Origin of the sequence: Burkholderia sp. JP2-270 (genome assembly GCF_003233675.1) — a bacterium.
GTDB lineage: Bacteria > Pseudomonadota > Gammaproteobacteria > Burkholderiales > Burkholderiaceae > Burkholderia > Burkholderia pyrrocinia_C.
In genome coordinates, this window is record NZ_CP029824.1 from 812,886 (window position 1) to 835,088 (window position 22,203).

Consider the following 22,203-nt stretch of genomic DNA (forward strand, 5'->3'; position numbering starts at 1 on the left):
GCGGCGTCATTAGAGGCGCTGGCAGTCGTCGAGGCCCCCCAGCGCGGCGCGCATCGTACCACTCAAGTCTGCTGATCGAGCGCCTGCGCGACTGCTTTTTCCCCAAGACTCCCGGCCGGCCCGACTACCGCATAGTTGAGCCCGTTCGCCGACCCATACCGCGCCAGCAACGCGCCGTCCACGCGTTGCCCGGCCGGCAGCAGCCGATGTGCCGATTCCGCCGGCCGGAGATAGAAGCTCAGCGTTCGCCCGGCACCGTCCTCATAGAGCACCATCGCAGCCGTGCCCCCACTGTCCGTCGTGAACAACCGTCCGCCGACCGGCCTGAACCCCGCCGCGCTCAAATCCGGCAGCTTCGCCGACGCGCCGACGCGCCGGGTGAGCCACCCCTGCAAATCGCCCGCACCCGTCGGCCGATAATCGACCTTTGCGGTTTGATCGACCACCATCATCTTGTAAGCCTCGACCGCATCGCTCATCGGCGCGACAGCCGGCGCCGCGTTCCACCCGCGCGCCTGCCACCCGCCGAACGTCCCGAGCCCGACGCAGAACACGAACGAAGCCGCCATCGCAAACCGCATTCGCGTGCGTTCCGCGCGCCGTGCCCGAATCGCGGCCGGATCGAGCGCCGGGTTGTCCGCCGGCATCCGCACGCTCTCCAGCGCCGCCCTCAACCGCTGCGCATCCTGCTGCCATTGCTTCACCTGTTCCGCACGCTCCGGATGCAGCGCGAGATAACGCTCGACCGCGGCGCGCGCATTGTCGTCGAGCTGGCCGTCGACATAGGCCTGAAGGTCGTGTTCGTTCGGAGGGGTGTTCATTTTTTCATCAAGCGCAAAGAAGGAGCGGGAAGCTCGCCGTCGCTGAGCTGGCGCAGCGCCTGGCGCGCGCGGGAGAGCCGCGACATCACGGTGCCGATCGGCACGTCGAGCAGGTCGGCGACTTCCTGATAGGTGAAGCCCTCGACCGCGACGAGCAGCAGCAGGCTGCGCTGCTCGTCGGAGAGCCGGCCGAATGCTTCGAGCGTCGCGCGCGCCGCGAATTCGCGTTCGGCGGACGGCCAGTGCGCTTCGTCGTCATCCCGGATGCGGCCGAGCAGCCACGCGTAGCGCTTCGCGCTGCGTTTGCCGTCGAGAAACTGCCGGTAAAGGATCGTGAAGAGCCAGCTGCGCAGCGACGCGTCGTCGCGGCGGCTCGTCCAGCGCGACAGCGCGCGCTCGAGCGTCGACTGGACGAGATCGTCGGCCGCGTGGACGTCGCGCGCCAGCCAGAGCGCGAAGCGTCGCAGCCTGGGGAGGAGTTCGCGCAACGCTTCGTCGTCGAGGGCGGTGGAGGGCATGGCCGGGCCGGTTGGCGAAGGGGTCGAGATGCCGCGTAGGACGTCGGTCCGCGTCGATTATTCCACCAAGCATAGGAAAAAATTTTTCGTGGAATAAAGCGGCGCGGGTGGCGTCCTACGCGGGTTCGACAATAATCTGACGATCGGGAGTGCATCCATGAAGCAATCTTCCTCTTCTTCGCCGCAGCGCGAGCCCGGGCGCGGGTGGTGGCGCTGGGCCGCGATCGGCGGCGCGGTGGCCGGCGTGGCTGTCGCGTTCGGGTATGCCGGCGGGTGGTTCGCGCCGGCGCGTCTGACCCCGCAGCGGCTCGTCGACGCGTTGCAGACCAACAGCGGCATCCATCCGGGCTACCGGCGCAATCACGCGAAGGGCGTGTGCGTGACCGGTTACTTCGAAGGCAACGGGGCCGCGAGCGCGTATTCGGTCGCGCCGTTCTTCAAGGCGGTGCGCACGCCGGTGGTCGGGCGGTTCGCACTGCCGGGCGGGAATCCATATGCGCCCGACAGCAGCGTGCCGATCCGCAGCCTCGCGCTGAAGCTCACCGCGCCCGACGGCGAGCAATGGCGGACCGGGATGAACGCGATGCCCGTGTTTCCGGTGGCGACGCCGCAGGTGTTTTATCAGCTGACGGTGGCGACCCGGCCCGATCCGAAGACGGGCAAGCCCGATCCGGCGAAGGCGAAGGCGTTTTTCGGCGCACATCCGGAGACGGCCGCGTTCCTGCAGTGGGTGAAGGGTGCGAAACCGAGCGCGAGTTACGTCACCGAGAGCTATTACGGGCTGAACGCGTTTTACTTCGTCGACGCGGCGGGCAAGCGGCAGGCGGTGAGGTGGCGCGTCGTGCCGGAGCAGACGGCCGGCGCCGGGGACGTCGCGACGGCCGCGGATCCGAACGTGTTGCAGCAGGACGTGACGCAGCGCATTGCGGCGGGTGCGCAGAAGTGGAAGCTGCTGGTCACCCTGGCGGAGCCCGGCGATCCGGTGGACGACGCGACGAAGGTCTGGCCCGCGCAGCGGACGACGATCGATGCGGGCACGCTCGTGCTCGATCGCGTGGAGGCGCAGGACAGCGGGCCGTGCCGCGACGTGAATTACGACCCGACGGTGCTGCCGCAGGGGATTCAGGTGTCGGGGGATCCGTTGCTGGCGGCGCGCTCGGCGGCTTATGCGGATTCGTATCTGCGGCGGACCAGTGAAGAGGCTGGCGTGGCGGGGGTGGCCAAGTTGAGTTCGGAGGGGCGGTGATGAAGATTTCTACGACGTTTAGTCTGCCGGCGAGGGTGCTGCATTGGGTGATGGCCGCGATGATCGTCGCGATGCTGTTCATCGGGGTGGGGATGGTTTCGTCCGTCTCCGAGCGGCATGCGGTTCTGGTGGCGATTCATAAGCCGTTGGGTGTCGCCGTGCTGGTGCTGGTTTGCGTGCGGATCGTGGTGCGGTTTTTGTCGAAGCCGCCGGCGTTGCCTGAGGATCTGCCGTGGTGGCAGAAGGTTGCCGCACATGGGTCGCATCTCGTGCTGTATGCGCTGATGGTTGCGATGCCGCTGATCGGGTGGGCGATGCTTTCGGCGGGCGGGTATCCGGTGACGCTGGGCGATGGCGTGCAGTTGCCGGCTCTGGTTTCGGCTGATCCCGTGACGTTTGCGTGGCTCAGGGTCGCGCATCGGGTGCTGGCTTACCTGTTCTTCGCTACGTTCCTCGCGCACTTCGCGGCCGCCCTGTATCACGGGTTGATTCGTAGGGATGGCGTGGTGAGGGCGATGGTGGGGCGGTGAGCGACGGAGGGTTTGGTTCGATACGGCGGGACTGTTCACGGGCGACCGAGGCGACTCCTGCCGTGTCGCTTATATATGACCACCAGGGAGGCTCAGCGGCCCCCGGCACTGCATGTCAAAAATATTTCACAAAGGGGGTTGCGGAGATCGGGGCAGGTGCTTAGAATCTCGCCTCTTTCGCGCTAACGGAAACACGGCGCGGGGGAAGAAGGGAAGCGGTGCTGTTGAGGTCGGTTATAGCGACCCTGGCGCACACGAAATTAAATCGCAGTCGTCGTAACGAAGTAGTTAAAAAAAGTTATTGACGAGTTTTAAAAAAACGGTTAATAATCTCGCTTCTCTGCTGCTGAAAACGCAGCGCTGCTGAGAAACGCGAAGTTTCTCGCAGAAATGCTCTTTAAAAATTAACAGCCGATAAGTGTGGGCGCTTGATGGAAGCGAGCTGATCCTCGGATCAGATAGCGAAAGTATCAAGAGTCTCACACTAAAGTAAGTCAGGTTTATGAAGTGATTCATATTCCTGTCAGCTTTGAGTGAGCGACCGGTTCGAAAGAACCGAAAACAGTAACAGGTTTAAACTGAAGAGTTTGATCCTGGCTCAGATTGAACGCTGGCGGCATGCCTTACACATGCAAGTCGAACGGCAGCACGGGTGCTTGCACCTGGTGGCGAGTGGCGAACGGGTGAGTAATACATCGGAACATGTCCTGTAGTGGGGGATAGCCCGGCGAAAGCCGGATTAATACCGCATACGATCTACGGATGAAAGCGGGGGACCTTCGGGCCTCGCGCTATAGGGTTGGCCGATGGCTGATTAGCTAGTTGGTGGGGTAAAGGCCTACCAAGGCGACGATCAGTAGCTGGTCTGAGAGGACGACCAGCCACACTGGGACTGAGACACGGCCCAGACTCCTACGGGAGGCAGCAGTGGGGAATTTTGGACAATGGGCGAAAGCCTGATCCAGCAATGCCGCGTGTGTGAAGAAGGCCTTCGGGTTGTAAAGCACTTTTGTCCGGAAAGAAATCCTTGGCTCTAATACAGTCGGGGGATGACGGTACCGGAAGAATAAGCACCGGCTAACTACGTGCCAGCAGCCGCGGTAATACGTAGGGTGCGAGCGTTAATCGGAATTACTGGGCGTAAAGCGTGCGCAGGCGGTTTGCTAAGACCGATGTGAAATCCCCGGGCTCAACCTGGGAACTGCATTGGTGACTGGCAGGCTAGAGTATGGCAGAGGGGGGTAGAATTCCACGTGTAGCAGTGAAATGCGTAGAGATGTGGAGGAATACCGATGGCGAAGGCAGCCCCCTGGGCCAATACTGACGCTCATGCACGAAAGCGTGGGGAGCAAACAGGATTAGATACCCTGGTAGTCCACGCCCTAAACGATGTCAACTAGTTGTTGGGGATTCATTTCCTTAGTAACGTAGCTAACGCGTGAAGTTGACCGCCTGGGGAGTACGGTCGCAAGATTAAAACTCAAAGGAATTGACGGGGACCCGCACAAGCGGTGGATGATGTGGATTAATTCGATGCAACGCGAAAAACCTTACCTACCCTTGACATGGTCGGAATCCTGCTGAGAGGCGGGAGTGCTCGAAAGAGAACCGGCGCACAGGTGCTGCATGGCTGTCGTCAGCTCGTGTCGTGAGATGTTGGGTTAAGTCCCGCAACGAGCGCAACCCTTGTCCTTAGTTGCTACGCAAGAGCACTCTAAGGAGACTGCCGGTGACAAACCGGAGGAAGGTGGGGATGACGTCAAGTCCTCATGGCCCTTATGGGTAGGGCTTCACACGTCATACAATGGTCGGAACAGAGGGTTGCCAACCCGCGAGGGGGAGCTAATCCCAGAAAACCGATCGTAGTCCGGATTGCACTCTGCAACTCGAGTGCATGAAGCTGGAATCGCTAGTAATCGCGGATCAGCATGCCGCGGTGAATACGTTCCCGGGTCTTGTACACACCGCCCGTCACACCATGGGAGTGGGTTTTACCAGAAGTGGCTAGTCTAACCGCAAGGAGGACGGTCACCACGGTAGGATTCATGACTGGGGTGAAGTCGTAACAAGGTAGCCGTATCGGAAGGTGCGGCTGGATCACCTCCTTTCCCGAGCTTCTCGCAAAATTGAGCGCTCACGCTTATCGGCTGTTGATAAAGACAGGCTAGCTGTCTGCGGTTAAACCGGTTAAAATGCCGGCCGCTTTCAATAATCTTCAATGACAAACATTCGAATGAAGTTTGGTTCGAGTTTTTCTCATTGGCGATTGAGCCAGTCAGAGTGATACGTAGTAGGTATCGGCTGTCGTTCTTTAACAATCTGGAAGAAGTAAGTAATTTGGATAGCGGAAGCGTCTTGAGATGGACGTGGAAGTTATCCGGGTTGTGATTGTATCGATGTATCTCAAGATGATTCGAACTCTAAGTTTGACTCAATTTGGAATACGGCACAACGCGAGAACTCAACCTGTAGCGACTGTCGACGAGACAGACTCGTTATAGGGTCAAGCGAACAAGTGCATGTGGTGGATGCCTTGGCGATCACAGGCGATGAAGGACGCGGTAGCCTGCGAAAAGCTACGGGGAGCTGGCAAACGAGCTTTGATCCGTAGATGTCCGAATGGGGAAACCCGGCCCTTTTGGGTCATCCTGGACTGAATACATAGGTCCAGTGAAGCGAACGCGGTGAACTGAAACATCTAAGTAACCGCAGGAAAAGAAATCAACCGAGATTCCCAAAGTAGTGGCGAGCGAAATGGGATGAGCCTTGCACTCTTTATTTGTATTGTTAGCCGAACGCTCTGGAAAGTGCGGCCATAGCAGGTGATAGCCCTGTAGGCGAAAACAGTATGAAAGAACTAGGTGTGCGACAAGTAGGGCGGGACACGTGAAATCCTGTCTGAAGATGGGGGGACCATCCTCCAAGGCTAAATACTCGTGATCGACCGATAGTGAACCAGTACCGTGAGGGAAAGGCGAAAAGAACCCCGGGAGGGGAGTGAAATAGATCCTGAAACCGCATGCATACAAACAGTCGGAGCCTCGTAAGGGGTGACGGCGTACCTTTTGTATAATGGGTCAGCGACTTACGTTCAGTAGCAAGCTTAACCGTATAGGGCAGGCGTAGCGAAAGCGAGTCCGAATAGGGCGTTCAGTTGCTGGGCGTAGACCCGAAACCAAGTGATCTATCCATGGCCAGGATGAAGGTGCGGTAACACGTACTGGAGGTCCGAACCCACTAACGTTGAAAAGTTAGGGGATGAGCTGTGGATAGGGGTGAAAGGCTAAACAAACTTGGAAATAGCTGGTTCTCTCCGAAAACTATTTAGGTAGTGCCTCGTGTCTCACCTTCGGGGGTAGAGCACTGTCATGGTTGGGGGGTCTATTGCAGATTACCCCGCCATAGCAAACTCCGAATACCGAAGAGTGCAATCACGGGAGACAGACATCGGGTGCTAACGTCCGGTGTCAAGAGGGAAACAACCCAGACCGCCAGCTAAGGTCCCCAAATATAGCTAAGTGGGAAACGAAGTGGGAAGGCTAAAACAGTCAGGAGGTTGGCTTAGAAGCAGCCACCCTTTAAAGAAAGCGTAATAGCTCACTGATCGAGTCGTCCTGCGCGGAAGATGTAACGGGGCTAAGCTATATACCGAAGCTGCGGATGCGTGCTTTGCACGCATGGTAGGAGAGCGTTCCGTAAGCCTGCGAAGGTGCGTTGAAAAGCGTGCTGGAGGTATCGGAAGTGCGAATGCTGACATGAGTAGCGATAAAGGGGGTGAAAGGCCCCCTCGCCGTAAGCCCAAGGTTTCCTACGCAACGTTCATCGGCGTAGGGTGAGTCGGCCCCTAAGGCGAGGCAGAAATGCGTAGCTGATGGGAAGCAGGTCAATATTCCTGCACCATTGTTAGATGCGATGGGGGGACGGATCGCGGAAGGTTGTCCGGGTGTTGGAAGTCCCGGTCGCTGCATTGGAGAAGGCGCTTAGGCAAATCCGGGCGCGTAATTCAAGGGTGTGGCGCGAGCTCCTTAGGGAGCGAAGCAATTGGAAGTGGTTCCAAGAAAAGCCTCTAAGCTTCAGTCTAACGATGACCGTACCGCAAACCGACACAGGTGGGCGAGATGAGTATTCTAAGGCGCTTGAGAGAACTCGGGAGAAGGAACTCGGCAAATTGGTACCGTAACTTCGGGATAAGGTACGCCCTTGTAGCTTGACTGGCCTGCGCCAGGAGGGTGAAGGGGTTGCAATAAACTGGTGGCTGCGACTGTTTAATAAAAACACAGCACTCTGCAAACACGAAAGTGGACGTATAGGGTGTGACGCCTGCCCGGTGCCGGAAGATTAAATGATGGGGTGCAAGCTCTTGATTGAAGTCCCGGTAAACGGCGGCCGTAACTATAACGGTCCTAAGGTAGCGAAATTCCTTGTCGGGTAAGTTCCGACCTGCACGAATGGCGTAACGATGGCCACACTGTCTCCTCCCGAGACTCAGCGAAGTTGAAGTGTTTGTGATGATGCAATCTACCCGCGGCTAGACGGAAAGACCCCATGAACCTTTACTGTAGCTTTGCATTGGACTTTGAACCGATCTGTGTAGGATAGGTGGGAGGCTATGAAACCGGAACGCTAGTTTCGGTGGAGCCGTCCTTGAAATACCACCCTGGTTTGTTTGAGGTTCTAACCTTGGCCCGTGATCCGGGTCGGGGACAGTGCATGGTAGGCAGTTTGACTGGGGCGGTCTCCTCCCAAAGCGTAACGGAGGAGTACGAAGGTACGCTAGGTACGGTCGGAAATCGTGCTGATAGTGCAATGGCATAAGCGTGCTTAACTGCGAGACCGACAAGTCGAGCAGGTGCGAAAGCAGGTCATAGTGATCCGGTGGTTCTGTATGGAAGGGCCATCGCTCAACGGATAAAAGGTACTCTGGGGATAACAGGCTGATACCGCCCAAGAGTTCATATCGACGGCGGTGTTTGGCACCTCGATGTCGGCTCATCTCATCCTGGGGCTGTAGCCGGTCCCAAGGGTATGGCTGTTCGCCATTTAAAGAGGTACGTGAGCTGGGTTTAAAACGTCGTGAGACAGTTTGGTCCCTATCTGCCGTGGGCGTTGGATATTTGAAGGGGGCTGCTCCTAGTACGAGAGGACCGGAGTGGACGAACCTCTGGTGTACCGGTTGTCACGCCAGTGGCATCGCCGGGTAGCTATGTTCGGAAGAGATAACCGCTGAAAGCATCTAAGCGGGAAACTCGCCTTAAGATGAGATATCCCTGGGGACTAGATCCCCTTGAAGGGTCGTTCGAGACCAGGACGTTGATAGGTCAGGTGTGTAAGCGCAGTAATGCGTTCAGCTAACTGATACTAATTGCCCGTAAGGCTTGATCCTATAACAAGTCTGTCTCGATAGCCGTTAGCGCTTCAGCGCTTACGGATATCGAGCGTCGAGTGCGAGGCACTCGACGTACGACGGTTGAAGTGCCGCGTACGTGTGAGATACAACCTCACAACCCAAGATTACTGCTTCTTCCCGATTGGTCGCGCTGCGAAGCAACGCGACAACCCTCTTTGCCTGATGACCATAGCGAGTCGGTCCCACCCCTTCCCATCCCGAACAGGACCGTGAAACGACTCTACGCCGATGATAGTGCGGATTCCCGTGTGAAAGTAGGTAATCGTCAGGCTCCCTAAGCCAAAAACCCCCGCCCAAAAGGCGGGGGTTTTTGCATTTCAGCGACGGAAATGTGCGCGGAGTATTCGGCATGACTGCATGTCGTGCTGCACGCACTGAGGCTTGTAATGCCGTCGGATGCGGAGAGGACGGAACGCAACTTTTCGTCTGTTGTGACGATTGTTGAAGTTATCCCTGATCAATTCCCCGCCATAGTTTAACTCACACGAATTAAGCGCTCATGTACCGCATTCTTTGAGTGCGTGCTGGCTATGAAAGTGCGACGAGATGCAGCGTGCGTGGCGCCATGATCGAGGCAATCCGCCAAAGGGGTTGGCCATAGCGTTAACGTGTCGACCGCGAAGTAGTGTCGCCGCGTCCGATGCGCTACGCCGCCAGGTGTATTCCCGATCGACTTGTTTGGACCGAAGGTACAAGCGAGCTTTTCCGGGACGAGCAAGGACGCGATTGCGAGTTACTGGGATTATTTGCAGTCCGACAACAATGCGGCATAAAATATCGTTTCGCCGATACATTGGATGGACCGCACGTTGTCAATCGGCCTTCGTACCGCACAGTCTCGTCCTGCGAGAGCGTCTATGTAACGTCAGTTCACGAGAGCTTATTGACGGTAATTTGATCCACACAGATTGAGGTGGAAGTCAGAAGAAATAGAAGTCACAAAGTGCGAGGCCGCCGACGAGACGTCAGGAATTTCACGAATGAATTTCGAATATAGGTGGTGGCGGAAACACTGAACCCGAGACACTTACAGACGGAAGTGGTGCGCTTTTATGGCCTGAATGTGAATTGCGTGTCGACGTGGTGGTGAGGTCAGGAGCGAGCTAGGACGTTCGCGCTCGCGCCAGTCGAATTATTTCTTCGTGTTCAGAAGGCGTTGCCGTTTGATGTCGGACTACTCAGATCGGCCAGATTGCAGAGGGCTACTTTGTGACGACTGCTGCGGAACCCATGATTCCATTCGTTATCGCACCCACTGCCTGTCCGGTTAATTGCGCATAATGTAACGACTGAGGTGTAGGGTGATACGAGTCTATGACTGTGGGAAGGTCTGAAAATTTTAATTCTAATGTGACGGTCGCCCAGTCGACCAGAGGCTTGGGCACCATTGAGGGATAGGTTGCCTCTGCCATCAGGATGTCCCGTGAGATCGTCTGCAGTTGATCAAACGCAGACCTCGACTTGATAAGCTCTGAACGCAGCACGTCAGAAGCCATGGTTTGCCAGTCTGGAGTGGCTGCAGCCTCAGCTGACGACGCTCTTGCAGCCTCGTGATTCAGATAATTTTTCGTTGTTGTCGAGTGCGTCAGAAGCCATACAAAATCATCGAGTATCTGAACGCGGTAGTCGGATAAACTCGTGAGGACAGTAAGCCGAAGTTGTTCGGCACGCAGTGCACTAGCCTGCTGGCGCGCATAGTACTGGTTAAAGAGAGCAACTACCACGACGATGCACGATGCCAGTGCTGAAATTCTAATGGCCTTAAGAATGCGCGGATTGTGACCGTCCTTTAGACGATCTTTGTGCAAGCTGGCAAAGCATGCGAGAATCGCTGATATCGCAGAGATGATTAGTAGTATGGTAGGCATCTTATTCTTGAGAATTTAGAAGTCTCGGATAGATTCGGGTGCGATTTTTCTGACACAAACATCTGATTCTGATGTAGAAAATAGTCTGTTTTAAAATTAGAAAAATTAAGCATGACGTGTTCATGCGAAAACGCAGTCGAGCGCTCCGGAGAGTCGCCACGTGAGGCGCTGTGTTGGGATATTGAAGCTGGCCTGCCTAATAGAGTTGTGAGTGTTACTTCGGAAGGAAGAGGTCCAAGTAGACCTTGACGATTCCAGCGCATACGGACGCATATATAAAGCCGAGCACTTGGACGGACAGTTCGAAGTGCGCGAAGGTGAAAAAGTTGTCCGTTACGTACTTCCGTTGAAGCACCAATCGCTTGAGCAAGCGTTTCGGTAAATCAAAAATGAGTTCACCCAGTTTAAGGTCGCGCCAAACCTTCACTGCTGCGATGGGGGCGGCGATAAGAAGCATGCCCAGCATGACGTTGGCAACGATTGGGTCAGGGCGATGACGGAGTGGTGCGACTTCCGTCGCGTAGGTTTGGAATACCCCGCTCAGAAACGCAATGCCGAAGTAGAGCAACCCGAGGACTGTCGTGCCGGTGCTGCCAAGAAAGACAACTGCCCCGAGGAGACGCTTCCGTACGGTCTCGCTGTACTTCCGGAAGGAGCGTTGACTCCGAAGGATAATGAGTGGCGTAAATCCCGCGAATGCTCCGATCGCCCAATCGATGGCGGTTACGCCTGTCTTCGTAACGAACAAGGCAAGAACGATGGCCAACATCCTCGTGAACAGCTCCCAGCCAAGCTTTCGGTCCTCGCTCATGAGGCCCCAGTACTCTTCAGTGATGCCTTGTTTTACGATTGCGGTCATTGGTCGCTGCTCCAGTTTTCACGACGTAAGTACTTCGTTGACAGGACGTCGTAAGTCTACATCGATGGCCTCCGATGCCTGGCGATGTCGATCGCTTAACCATCGGGAACTACCCTCCAGCAGCCGTTCGGCGCGGCAGGTCAGCCCGTAGTGATGTAACAGGTCATTGACCGTTTCGATATGCCCGACGAGGTGACCTGCCCCCTTCAATAGAGCCAATGGGCTTCTAGCAAAGTCCCTTTAAACCAGCTCCTGGAAAGCGGCAGGAGCATCCGCGGTTGCCCGATGTTTCGCCGCAAACTCTGACGGCGCAAGGTAGTTCAGTGCGCTGTGCGGCCTTTGCTCGTTGTAGTCCTGACGCCATGCCGCGATGACAGCCCGAGCGTGCGCGAGCGTCGTGAACCAGTGCTCGTTAAGGCATTCGTCGCGGAACTTGCCGTTGAACGATTCGATGTACGCATTCTGCGTTGGCTTGCCCGCCTGAATCAACTTCAGCGTGACGCCGTTCGCATACGCCCACTGGTCAAGCGCGCGGCTCGTAAATTCGGGTCCCTGGTCTGTTCGCACCGCCTTGGGATAGCCACGGAAGCGAGCTGCACGGTCCAATGCCCGAGCGACATACAAACCTGAGATGCCATGGTCGACGACGATGTCGACAGCCTCTTTCGTGAAGTCGTCGACGACGGTCAGGCACTTCACGCGCCGGCCGTTGGAAAGCGCATCCATCACGAAATCGATTGACCACACCTCATTGGGCGCGCCCGGCAATGCCAGTTGCTCGCGTTCAATCATTACGCCGTGGCGCTTGCGACGGCGTCGCACAGCCAGCCCTGCCTCACGGTACAGACGATAGATGCGCTTGTGATTGGCGTGCGTGCCTTCGCGTTCCACCAGGGCGTGCAGTCGGCGATAGCCGAATCGACGACGTTCGTGCGCCAACTCCACCAGACGCGCCGCTAACACCTCATTCTCGTGGTCCGGCTTCGCGTCGTAATGCAGCACGCTGCGAGAAAGCCCGACAAGCCGGCAGGCGCGGCGCTCGGAGATGTTGACCTTCTCCCGAATCGCCGACACTGCTTCGCGTTTGGCTTGCGGGCTCAGGGCTTTCCCTTGACGACGACCTTCAACGCTTCCATATCGAGCATTGCTTCGGCCAGCAGTTTCTTCAGCCGGGCATTCTCCACCTCGAGGTCCTTGAGCCGGCGGGCTTCCGAGACTTCCATGCCGCCGAACTTTGCGCGCCACGTGTAGAACGACGCGTCACTGAACCCGTGCTTCCTGCACAGTTCCTTGACCGGCATGCCGGCTTCAGCTTCCTTCAGAAACCCGATGATTTGCTGTTCCGTAAAGCGCTTCTTCATGTTCGTCTTCTTCTCCGAAAACGAACTTGACTAGACTCCGGCTGGCCCTGTTTGTAGGGGGCAGGTCAGAGGCGCAACGCGTTCAACACGTGAACCGCACCGAATTTTGTGGAGGCTCGTTTGTGGTGCCAAGAAATTAAAAAGCCCGGAGGACATGGGGAGTCGACCGGGCTACAGCAGTGACCAAGTTTTCACGAACACTGAGGAATTTTTTTCATCTCAGTGATACGTTTTTCACGATCTCTGACGACCTACAGAGTTAGACATCAATATTCCCCGCCCGCAACGCATTGCTCTCAATAAACGCCCGCCGCGGCTCAACCTCATCCCCCATCAGCGTAGTAAAGATCCCATCCGCAGCAATCGCGTCCTCGATCTGCACACGCAGCAGTCGCCGCACCGTCGGATCCATCGTCGTTTCCCACAGCTGCCCGGGGTTCATTTCGCCCAGCCCCTTATACCGCTGCTTCGACACGTTCCGCTCGGCATCCGCAAGCAGCCACTTCATCGCGCTCTTGAAGTCGGTAACAGCCATGCTGCGCTCACCACGCTTGATAACAGCACCTTCCCCAATAAGCCCCGTGAACGTATTCGCGGTGGCCACGAGCTGCTGATAATCCGCCGTGTGCTGGAATTCCTGATCGATGACCGAAACCCGCACGTTCCCGTGATGGGTGCGTTCGACATGCAGCGACCGCTGTTCGCGCACCGGATCATACGAAGGCACCACGCGCACTTCGTTCTTCAAAGCGTCGTCATGCAACGCAGCGTGCAGCGCCTTCGCCGAAGCCTCCGTCGAAGCCTCATTGGAGAGGTCGATCGCAACCCCGTCCATGATCGCTTCCAGCGCGGCCGGGTCATACAACCGGCTCAACCGGTCGATCACGCTCTTCGACAGCAGATACGACCGCGCCAGCTCCCCAAGCGCATCGCCGGAAATCACGGCCGCATTCTCGCCGGGCACCAGCTCCGAGCCTTGCAGCGCCAACCGCAGCATGTGCGCATTGAGCTCGGTATCGTCCTTCAGATACCGCTCGTCCTTGCCCGCCTTGATCTTGTAAAGCGGCGGCTGCGCGATATACACATACCCGCGCTCGATCATGTCCGGCATTTGCCGATAGAGGAACGTGAGCAGCAGCGTCCGGATGTGCGCACCGTCGACGTCCGCGTCGGTCATGATGATGATGCGGTGATAGCGCAGCTTGTCGAGGTTGTAATCGTCCTTGCCGATGCCGCAGCCGAGCGCGGTCACGAGCGTGACGATCTGCTCCGACGACAGCAGCTTGTCGTAACGCGCCTTCTCGACGTTCAGCACCTTGCCGCGCAGCGGCAGGATTGCCTGGAACTTGCGGTCACGCCCTTGCTTGGCCGAGCCGCCTGCCGAGTCGCCCTCGACGATGTAGATTTCGCACTTCGCCGGGTCTTTCTCCTGGCAGTCCGCGAGCTTGCCCGGCAGGCCGACGCCGTCGAGCACGCCCTTGCGTCGCGTCATCTCACGCGCCTTGCGCGCAGCATCGCGCGCACGCGCGGCTTCGACGATCTTCCCGCAAATGATCTTCGCGTCGAGCGGCGTTTCGAGCAGGAACTCTTCCAGTGCCTTCGCGACGACTTCTTCAACCGGCGCCCGCACTTCGGACGAAACCAGCTTGTCCTTCGTCTGCGAGCTGAACTTCGGCTCCGGCACCTTCACCGACAGCACGCACGACAAGCCTTCGCGCATGTCGTCGCCGGTCGTCTCGACCTTGGCCTTCTTCGCGATTTCGTTATCGGTGATGTACTTGTTGATGACGCGCGTCATCGCGGCCCGCAGGCCGGTCAGGTGCGTGCCGCCGTCGCGCTGCGGAATGTTGTTCGTGAAGCACAGCACGTTCTCGTTGTAGCTGTCGTTCCACTGCATCGCGACTTCGACGCCCACGCCATCCTTCTCGCCGTTGGCGAAGAAAATCGTCGGGTGCAGGTTGGTCTTCGTCTTGTTGATGTATTCGACGAAGCCCTTCACACCGCCGGCGAACGCGAAATCGTCTTCCTTGCCCGAACGCAGGTCGGTCAGGCGAATCCGCACGCCGTTGTTCAGGAACGAAAGCTCGCGCATCCGCTTCGCGAGGATGTCGTAGTGATATTCGACCGTGCCGAAAATGGTCGGATCGGCCATGAAGTGCACTTCGGTGCCGCGGTTCTCGGTATCGCCGGTCACCAGCATCGGCGACACTTCCACGCCGTCCATCATCTCGAGCACGCGATCCTGCGCGATGCCGCGATGGAACTCCATGAAACGCTTCTTGCCGCCGCGGCGCACGGTGAGGCGCAGCCAGCTCGACAGCGCGTTCACGCACGACACGCCCACGCCGTGCAGGCCGCCGGACACCTTGTAGCTGTTCTGGTCGAACTTGCCGCCGGCGTGCAGCTCGGTCATCACGATCTCGGCGGCGCTGCGCTTCGGCTCGTGCTTGTCGTTCATCTTCACGTCGGTCGGAATCCCGCGGCCGTTGTCGGTCACGGAAATCGAGTTGTCGGCGTGAATCGTCACGTGGATGTCGTTGCAGTACCCGGCCAACGCTTCGTCGATCGAGTTGTCGAGCACCTCGAACACGAGGTGATGCAGACCGGTGCCGTCCGACGTGTCGCCGATGTACATCCCGGGGCGCTTGCGCACCGCTTCCAGACCTTCGAGGATCTGGATCGACGAGGCGCCGTAGCTGCTGTTATCGGGTTGCGAATTGTGCTGTTCACTCATGGATATCTTCCGGTTCTGCGAGGCCACTCTAGTGGCGGCGCGGTGCGTTTCAGCGAAGGAAATCGCCGGGCCGCTCCAGTTTCCTGGCTCGTCCACGGTGCCGGTCAGGCACCGAAAGGACGGGTTGTCGGTTCGCCATAAAAACGCCAAAGGGGCTTGCCGCCCCCTGGTGTGTGTCTTGATGTCGCGCGCGTCAGATGCGCATCGGCATCACGACATACTTGAACTCGTCGTTCTCGGGCACCGTGATCAGCGCGCTCGAGCTGGCGTCGCCGAGGCTCACCTGCACGGTGTCGACCTTCAGGTTCGCGAGCACGTCGAGCAGATACGTGACGTTGAAGCCGATGTCGACGGTGTCGCCCTGGTACGCGATTTCCAGTTCTTCCTGCGCCTCTTCCTGGTCGGCGTTGGTCGACATGATCTTCAGCTGGCCCGGCGCGATGATGCAGCGCACGCCCTTGAACTTGTCCGAGGTCAGGATCGCCGCACGTTGCAGCGAGCGCTGCAGTTCTTCACGGCCGATCTCGAACGTGTTCTTGTGCGCCTTCGGGATCACGCGCTGGAAGTCGGGGAACTTGCCCTCGACGAGTTTCGACACGAGCTCGACCTGGCCGAACGTGAACTTGGCCTGGGTTTGCGCGATGTCGATGGTGACGGTGTCGTCGATGTCCTCGAGCAGGCGCTGCAGCTCGAGAATCGTCTTGCGCGGGACGATCACTTCCTGGCGGCCGAACGTGCCGCCTTCGATCTTCATCGACGAGAACGCGAGGCGGTGGCCGTCGGTGGCCACGGCCATCAGCTGGTCGCCGTCGACGACGAGCAGCATGCCGTTCAGGTAGTAGCGGATGTCCTGCTGCGCCATCGCGAAGTGCACCATGCCGAGCAGCTGGCGGAACGACTTCTGCGGGACGGTGAGGGTCGCGCCGAAATCCTTCGCCTGCGCGACGGTCGGGAACTCGTCGGCCGCGAGCGTCTGCAGTGCGAAACGGCTCTTGCCCGATTGAACGGTGAGGCGCTTGTCGGCGAGCGACAGCGTGACCTGGCCGTCAGGCATCGCGCGCAGGATGTCGAGCAGCTTGCGGGCCGCGACGGTGGTGGCCACCTGGTCGCCGCCGACGCCGAAATCGGCGCGCGTGGTGATCTGCAGCTCCAGGTCGGTCGACAGGAATGAAACGTCCGGGCCGTTCTTGGTGATCAGCAGGTTGGCGAGGATCGGCAACGTATGGCGGCGTTCGACGATGCCGCTGACCGTTTGCAGCGGCCTGAGGAGGGTGTCTCGTTCGGTCTTGACCAGTTGCATAGAGTTCCTTCGTTGAGTAACGGCCTGCAGCGCAGCAGCCACGCAGCGCCCCGCCGGCCGGGCTCTTGGCCCGCCACCGCCGGGGCGGTCAAACCAGTATTGTGCCTCAAAACCGAACCGCCCCCCTTAAATTGGGGCGGAGGCCGAATTATCAAGCGCGCCCGCGCGCTCAGCCTTTCAGCGTCTGTTCCAGCACGTGCAGCTCGTGGTTGAGCTGCGCGTCCTTGCTGCGCTCGTCGGCGATCTTGCGCACGGCGTGCAGCACGGTGGTGTGATCGCGCCCGCCGAACAGCTCGCCGATTTCCGGCAGGCTCTTCTGCGTGAGTTCCTTCGCCAGGTACATCGCGATCTGCCGCGGCCGCGCGATGTTCGCCGGACGCTTCTTCGAATACATGTCGGCGACCTTGATGTTGTAGAAGTCGGCGACGGTCTTCTGGATGTTCTCGACCGAAATCTGCCGGTTCTGCACGGTCAGCAAGTCCTTCAGCGCTTCCTTGGTCAGCTCGATCGAGATCTCGCGGCCGTGGAACTTCGAATACGCGAGGATCTTGCGCAGCGCGCCTTCGAGTTCGCGCACGTTCGAGCGCAGGTGCTTCGCGACGAAGAACGCGACGTCTTCCGACAGGTTCACGCCTTCCGACTGCGCCTTGCGCATCAGGATCGCGACGCGCATTTCCAGCTCGGGCGGCTCGATCGCGACGGTGAGGCCGGAGTCGAAGCGCGAGATCAGGCGATCGTCGATCCCCGAGATTTCCTTCGGATACGTATCGCTGGTGATGATCACCTGCGCCTTGTTCGCGACCAGCGCCTCGAACGCATAGAAGAATTCCTCTTGCGTGCGCGACTTGCCGGAGAAGAACTGGATATCGTCGATCAGCAGCAGGTCGAGCGAATGGTAGTAGCGCTTGAAGTCGTCGAACGCCTTGCGCTGGTATGCCTTCACCACGTCGGACACGTATTGCTCGGCGTGGATGTAGCGGATCCGCGCGCCGGCCTTGTCGAGCAGCAGCTGGTTGCCGATCGCGTGGATCAGGTGGGTCTTGCCGAGGCCGACGCCGCCGTACAGGAACAGCGGGTTGTACGAGATGCCCGGGTTGTCCGCCACCTGGATCGCGGCGGCACGTGCCAACTGGTTCGCCTTGCCGGTCACGAAGTTGTCGAACGTGAGCACGGGGTTCAGCTTCGAGCGCTCGTACATCGAATCGGCTTCGCCGCCGTTGGCGGGCGCGGCACCAGGGCCCGGGCGCCACGTGCGGCGGCCGGCGGCCGCTTCGTGCGCGGGCAGGCTCGGCAGGTCGATGTCGGCGTCGTCGGCGTTCAGGTGGTGCGCGGCGGCCGCCGACGGCGTCATCGGCACGTCGGCCGGCGCGGCGGGCGCAGCTGCGGCATGCGCGGTCAGGTTGGCGGCGATCGCGGCTACCGTGGCGGCCGGGCCGCCCGGCTGCAGCGGCGCGCGCGGGGCGGCCGACGCGGCGCCGGCAGCGGCGCTGCGCATGCCGGCCTTCGGATCGAGGACGAACTGGACTTCGATCGGCGCGTTCCAGAAATCCCGGGCCAGATCGGAGATCCGGCCCGAAAACTGGCTCTTGACCCAGTCCAGCTTGAAGCGGTTCGGCGCGGCGATGGACAGCGTGTTCGCCGACGCATCGAAGGCCACCGGGGCCAAGGGTTTGATCCACGTCACGTACTGCTGGGGCGTCAGCTCGCGCTCCAGCAGTGCGGAACAGTGTTGCCAGAAATCGTTCATCAAGTAGCTGTCGTTTTTTGCATGCACAGCGCGGCTCGCCGGCGCCCTTGTCGCGATGGCGCAACAAGGCCCGAAGCGGTCGTGCGAGCGTGCCTCGGACGCCTGCGTCACAGTCGTGCAGAGGCAGGCGGGAGCCGGGGCGGCGTGCGGGATTCTTGGAGATAAGGCGAGATTCTAACGCCAAACGCGGCCACAGCGGGACTTATCCACAGGCCGGATTTGTGGGTCGCGGGGCCGGATCGGCGCGAGCCGGCACAGGCGCGTGACTCGTAAAGTATTGACCGTCAAGAGAAAAACGGTTTAAATAGCGGGTTCCGCGAAAACCAATCCTGTATTCCCGGCGATTGCGTTCGCCCGAATGCCTCCGGTTAAGGGCACGCGGTCCCCTGAATTTCGACATTCTCGAACAAGTGAGAACATCATGAAACGTACTTACCAACCGTCCGTGACGCGCCGCAAGCGCACCCATGGCTTCCGTGTCCGCATGAAGACGGCAGGTGGCCGCAAGGTCATCAACGCTCGCCGCGCGAAGGGCCGCAAGCGCCTCGCCATCTAAGGCAGGTTGCGCGCTGTGTCCGCCGTCCGCAGTCCTGCGGAAGGTGCCGTCGAGCCGGGTGCGAATCCGTCGCAGACGAAAGCCGCCTTCCCGAAAGCTGCGCGACTTCTGAAAACGGATGAATTTTCATCCGTTTTTCGTTTGCGCCCCTGGCGGCGTTCCGCGCACTTCGTGATTTACGGCAAGCCGACCGGTCAGCCCGCGCGTCTGGGGCTCGTCGTCGGCAAGAAGTATGCGCCGCGTGCAGTCACGCGTAACCTCGTGAAGCGGCTGGCGCGCGACGCGTTTCGCTTGCGCCGGGCCGAATTCGCCGGTTACGACCTGCTGCTGCGGCAGCACACGCGCTTCGACAAGAAAGCGCTGCCGAGCGCGGCTTCCGCCCCGCTCGCGGCGATGTGTGCGGCCGAAATCCGCGAACTGCTCGACAGGGCAGTCCGGGAAATCGCCCGCCGTGCGTCGAAGCCCGCGTCCGAGTGACGCATCCGTGCCCGGTGCGGCGTTCGCGCCTGCCCGGCCGGTTTTGACGCGGCGCCGAACGGCGCCGCCCAAGGTATGGAAACGGTCTTGATCGCGTTGCTGCGCTTCTACAAGGTTGCCGTGAGCCCCCTGCTCGGCAACCGTTGCCGTTTTTATCCTTCCTGTTCGGATTACGCGCGCGAGGCAATCCAGTATCATGGCGCCGCGCGCGGCACGTATCTCGCCGTCAGGCGCGTGTGCCGATGCCATCCGTTTTCCGCGGGCGGCATCGACCTCGTCCCGCCGCCCAACTCCGACACTCGCGCTCGCGGCGAAGCCGACGCGCGGTCCCATCGACTCTGAGACAACGCATGGATATCAAACGCACCGTCCTATGGGTGATCTTCTTCATGTCAGCTGTCATGCTGTACGACAACTGGCAGCGTTCCCATGGACGCCCGTCGATGTTCTTCCCGAGCGCCACGCAGACGGCCCCCGCGGCCGCTGCCGGCGGCGCATCGGGCACGGGCGCGACGACGACCGCAGGTGAAGTGCCTGCCGCCGCAGCCGGCGCCGCACCGTCGACGACGGCTCCGGCCGCCCAGGCGCAGCTCGTGAAGTTCTCGACCGACGTGTACGACGGCGAAATCGACACGCGCGGCGGCACGCTCGCGAAGCTGACGCTGAAGAAGCAGGGCGACGGCAAGCAGCCCGACCTGTACATCACGCTGTTCGACCACACGGCCGGCCACACGTACCTCGCGCGCTCGGGCCTGCTCGGCGGCGACTTCCCGAACCACAACGACGTCTACACGCAGGTGAACGCCGGCTCGACGTCGCTGACGGGCGACCAGAACACGCTGAAGCTGTCGTTCGAATCGCCGGTGAAGGGCGGCGTGAAGGTCATCAAGACCTACACGTTCACGCGCGGCAGCTACGTGATCGGCGTCGATACCAAGATCGACAACGTCGGCACGGCGCCCGTCACGCCGACGGTCTACATGGAACTCGTCCGCGACAATACGGCGGTCGAAACGCCGATGTTCTCGCACACGTTCCTCGGGCCGGCGGTCTACACGGACGCGAAGCACTTCCAGAAGATCAACTTCAGCGACCTCGACAAGAACAAGGCCGACTACGTGACCTCCGCCGACAACGGCTGGGTCGCGATGGTGCAGCACTACTTCGCGTCGGCATGGATTCCGCAGCAGGGCACGAAGCGCGACATCTACGCTGAGAAGATCGATCCGGCGCTGTACCGCGTCGGCGTGAAGCAGCCGGTCGCCGCGATCGCGCCGGGCCAGTCGGCCGACGTGCAGGCGCGCCTGTTCGCCGGTCCGGAAGAAGAGCGCATGCTCGAAGGCATCGCGCCGGGCCTGGAGCTCGTGAAGGACTACGGCTGGGTAACGATCATCGCGAAGCCGCTGTTCTGGCTGCTCGAGAAGATCCACGGCTACGTCGGCAACTGGGGCTGGGCGATCGTGCTGCTGACGGTGCTGATCAAGGCCGTGTTCTTCCCGCTGTCGGCCGCGAGCTACAAGTCGATGGCGCGCATGAAGGAAATCACGCCGCGCATGCAGGCGCTGCGCGAACGCTTCAAGAGCGATCCGCAGAAGATGAACTCCGCGCTGATGGAGCTGTACAAGACCGAGAAGGTCAATCCGTTCGGCGGCTGCCTGCCGGTCGTGATCCAGATCCCGGTGTTCATCTCGCTGTACTGGGTGCTGCTCGCGTCGGTCGAAATGCGCGGCGCGCCGTGGATTCTGTGGATTCATGACCTGTCGCAGCGCGATCCGTTCTTCATCCTGCCGGTGCTGATGGCCGTGTCGATGTTCGTGCAGACGAGCCTGAACCCGACGCCGCCGGACCCTGTCCAGGCGAAGATGATGAAGTTCATGCCGATCGCGTTCTCGGTCATGTTCTTCTTCTTCCCGGCCGGCCTCGTGCTGTACTACGTCGTGAACAACGTGCTGTCGATCGCGCAGCAGTACTACATCACGCGCAAGCTCGGCGGGGTCAAGAAGAAACCGGCCTGACGCCCGTCGCACCCGCGGGCGGCGAGCCGCCCGCGATGCACGCAAAAAAGCCGCATGGTTCGCCCATGCGGCTTTTTTGTTTCTCGGCGGCGGTGCGCGGTGTGCGATGCGCGTGCCGTTCCCCGTCAGGATTTCTTCGCTTCGATTTTCGGTTCGCCGTAGAACTGCTCGACCAGTTCCTGAACGAGGTAGCGGTGATGCGGGGACAGTGCCTCGATCTTCGACGCGAGTTCGATCGTTTCGGGCGTCGGCGGATAGCGTTCGTCGCGCGGCAGCGGTTGCGGCGTCGGGTGTTCGATCACGCTCGGCGACGGCCCGTAGTGCAGCCAGTGCAGTTCGACGCGCAGCCATTCGGCGAGCGTTTCGAGTTTGTCCGACGTCGGAATCGTGCGGCCCGTCAGCCACTTGTGCGCGGTTTGCGGCGAAACGGGATGCGTTCCGCGGTGGCGCAGATTGAACTTGTTCGCAAGCTCCGTCGCGCCGGTAACCTTCTCCGGACTGCGCCGCAGGGCGAATTTCAGGCGTTCCGAGAACGCGGCTTTTTCTTCGGATGTCGGCATGGGGGAGATTGTGCAATTCCACCGACGTCTTTCAGACAACCATGTGGGATAAACGTATCTTATTCGGACTAATCACGTAATTGCGCAGGATGAGCAGCGGAATTGAGGGACGCAGTGTCAGCCGGCTCCGGCAGGCATACTCATCCGAAACGGTGGCTGTGTCATCGCGCTGGATTGATACTCGACTTATCCCTGGTGGGATAA

General features: G+C 59.7%; 15 protein-coding genes and 3 rRNA genes. 9 read left to right on the plus strand and 9 right to left on the minus strand.

Features of this window, described 5'->3' with window-relative positions:
- Positions 1 to 62: 62 nt before the first annotated feature.
- Both DM992_RS03875 and DM992_RS03880 read right to left on the minus strand, forming a co-directional pair.
- Entirely contained in the window at positions 63 to 821 is a 759-nt protein-coding gene (locus tag DM992_RS03875) for an anti-sigma factor (RefSeq protein ID WP_111015757.1), read from the minus strand.
- The gene (locus DM992_RS03880) at positions 818 to 1,339 is read right to left on the minus strand and encodes a sigma-70 family RNA polymerase sigma factor (RefSeq protein ID WP_034183763.1); all 522 of its coding nucleotides are present in this window, start codon (positions 1,337 to 1,339) and stop codon (positions 818 to 820) included. Before DM992_RS03880 ends, DM992_RS03875 begins: the two co-directional genes overlap by 4 nt.
- Positions 1,340 to 1,496: 157 nt before the next feature.
- Here DM992_RS03880 and DM992_RS03885 point away from each other — a divergent pair, with 157 nt between their 5' ends.
- From DM992_RS03885 to rrf, 5 genes are all read left to right on the plus strand, one after another.
- Positions 1,497 to 2,585, plus strand: a complete 1,089-nt coding sequence (locus DM992_RS03885; protein WP_111015759.1) for a catalase family peroxidase — start codon at positions 1,497 to 1,499, stop codon at positions 2,583 to 2,585.
- On the plus strand, positions 2,585 to 3,115 hold the full coding sequence (locus DM992_RS03890; RefSeq protein ID WP_204356100.1) for a cytochrome b: 531 nt from the start codon (positions 2,585 to 2,587) through the stop codon (positions 3,113 to 3,115). Before DM992_RS03885 ends, DM992_RS03890 begins: the two co-directional genes overlap by 1 nt.
- Before the next feature lie 575 nt (positions 3,116 to 3,690).
- A 16S ribosomal RNA gene (locus tag DM992_RS03900) occupies positions 3,691 to 5,223 on the plus strand.
- A gap of 393 nt (positions 5,224 to 5,616) precedes the next feature.
- Positions 5,617 to 8,498: ribosomal RNA gene (locus tag DM992_RS03910) — 23S ribosomal RNA — on the plus strand.
- Between the two features lie 182 nt (positions 8,499 to 8,680).
- A 5S ribosomal RNA gene (rrf, locus tag DM992_RS03915) occupies positions 8,681 to 8,793 on the plus strand.
- Together the 16S, 23S and 5S rRNA genes form the textbook arrangement of a ribosomal RNA operon.
- Positions 8,794 to 9,724: 931 nt before the next feature.
- On the opposite strand, the gene DM992_RS41470 is transcribed toward rrf, so the two are convergent.
- The 6 genes from DM992_RS41470 to dnaA form a co-directional block, all read right to left on the minus strand.
- On the minus strand, positions 9,725 to 10,390 hold the full coding sequence (locus DM992_RS41470) for a hypothetical protein (protein WP_162631582.1): 666 nt from the start codon (positions 10,388 to 10,390) through the stop codon (positions 9,725 to 9,727).
- A 214-nt stretch (positions 10,391 to 10,604) separates the two neighbouring features.
- Positions 10,605 to 11,249 (minus strand): hypothetical protein, encoded by a 645-nt coding sequence (locus DM992_RS03920; RefSeq protein ID WP_111015763.1) that lies wholly within the window; start codon positions 11,247 to 11,249, stop codon positions 10,605 to 10,607.
- A gap of 240 nt (positions 11,250 to 11,489) precedes the next feature.
- Positions 11,490 to 12,610 (minus strand): IS3-like element IS407 family transposase gene (locus DM992_RS03925; RefSeq protein WP_111015765.1). Its coding sequence is split into 2 segments (ribosomal slippage): positions 11,490 to 12,352 and positions 12,352 to 12,610, totalling 1,122 coding nucleotides; the frame shifts between segments, so codons are not numbered across the junction.
- 259 nt (positions 12,611 to 12,869) lie between these two features.
- On the minus strand, positions 12,870 to 15,344 hold the full coding sequence (gene gyrB / locus DM992_RS03930) for a DNA topoisomerase (ATP-hydrolyzing) subunit B (protein WP_111015766.1): 2,475 nt from the start codon (positions 15,342 to 15,344) through the stop codon (positions 12,870 to 12,872).
- 193 nt (positions 15,345 to 15,537) lie between these two features.
- Positions 15,538 to 16,644 carry a DNA polymerase III subunit beta gene (gene dnaN / locus DM992_RS03935; protein WP_059605245.1) on the minus strand — a complete coding sequence of 369 codons (1,107 nt, stop codon included), beginning with the start codon at positions 16,642 to 16,644 and terminating at the stop codon, positions 15,538 to 15,540.
- Positions 16,645 to 16,813: 169 nt separating this feature from the next.
- Positions 16,814 to 18,391, minus strand: coding sequence for a chromosomal replication initiator protein DnaA (gene dnaA / locus DM992_RS03940; RefSeq protein ID WP_239511308.1), 1,578 nt, complete (start codon positions 18,389 to 18,391; stop codon positions 16,814 to 16,816).
- Between the two features lie 421 nt (positions 18,392 to 18,812).
- Here dnaA and rpmH point away from each other — a divergent pair, with 421 nt between their 5' ends.
- The 4 genes from rpmH to yidC all read left to right on the plus strand — a co-directional run bounded on the left by rpmH (position 18,813) and on the right by yidC (position 21,439).
- On the plus strand, positions 18,813 to 18,947 hold the full coding sequence (rpmH, locus tag DM992_RS03945; RefSeq protein WP_004198824.1) for a 50S ribosomal protein L34: 135 nt from the start codon (positions 18,813 to 18,815) through the stop codon (positions 18,945 to 18,947).
- 15 nt (positions 18,948 to 18,962) lie between these two features.
- Positions 18,963 to 19,424, plus strand: a complete 462-nt coding sequence (rnpA, locus tag DM992_RS03950; protein WP_021157986.1) for a ribonuclease P protein component — start codon at positions 18,963 to 18,965, stop codon at positions 19,422 to 19,424.
- Positions 19,425 to 19,499: 75 nt separating this feature from the next.
- Positions 19,500 to 19,766 (plus strand): membrane protein insertion efficiency factor YidD, encoded by a 267-nt coding sequence (gene yidD / locus DM992_RS03955; protein WP_009694594.1) that lies wholly within the window; start codon positions 19,500 to 19,502, stop codon positions 19,764 to 19,766.
- Positions 19,767 to 19,774: 8 nt separating this feature from the next.
- Positions 19,775 to 21,439 (plus strand): membrane protein insertase YidC, encoded by a 1,665-nt coding sequence (gene yidC / locus DM992_RS03960; protein ID WP_111015770.1) that lies wholly within the window; start codon positions 19,775 to 19,777, stop codon positions 21,437 to 21,439.
- A gap of 125 nt (positions 21,440 to 21,564) precedes the next feature.
- On the opposite strand, the gene DM992_RS03965 is transcribed toward yidC, so the two are convergent.
- Positions 21,565 to 21,999 carry a transcriptional regulator gene (locus DM992_RS03965; protein WP_111015772.1) on the minus strand — a complete coding sequence of 145 codons (435 nt, stop codon included), beginning with the start codon at positions 21,997 to 21,999 and terminating at the stop codon, positions 21,565 to 21,567.
- Positions 22,000 to 22,203: the final 204 nt, after the last annotated feature.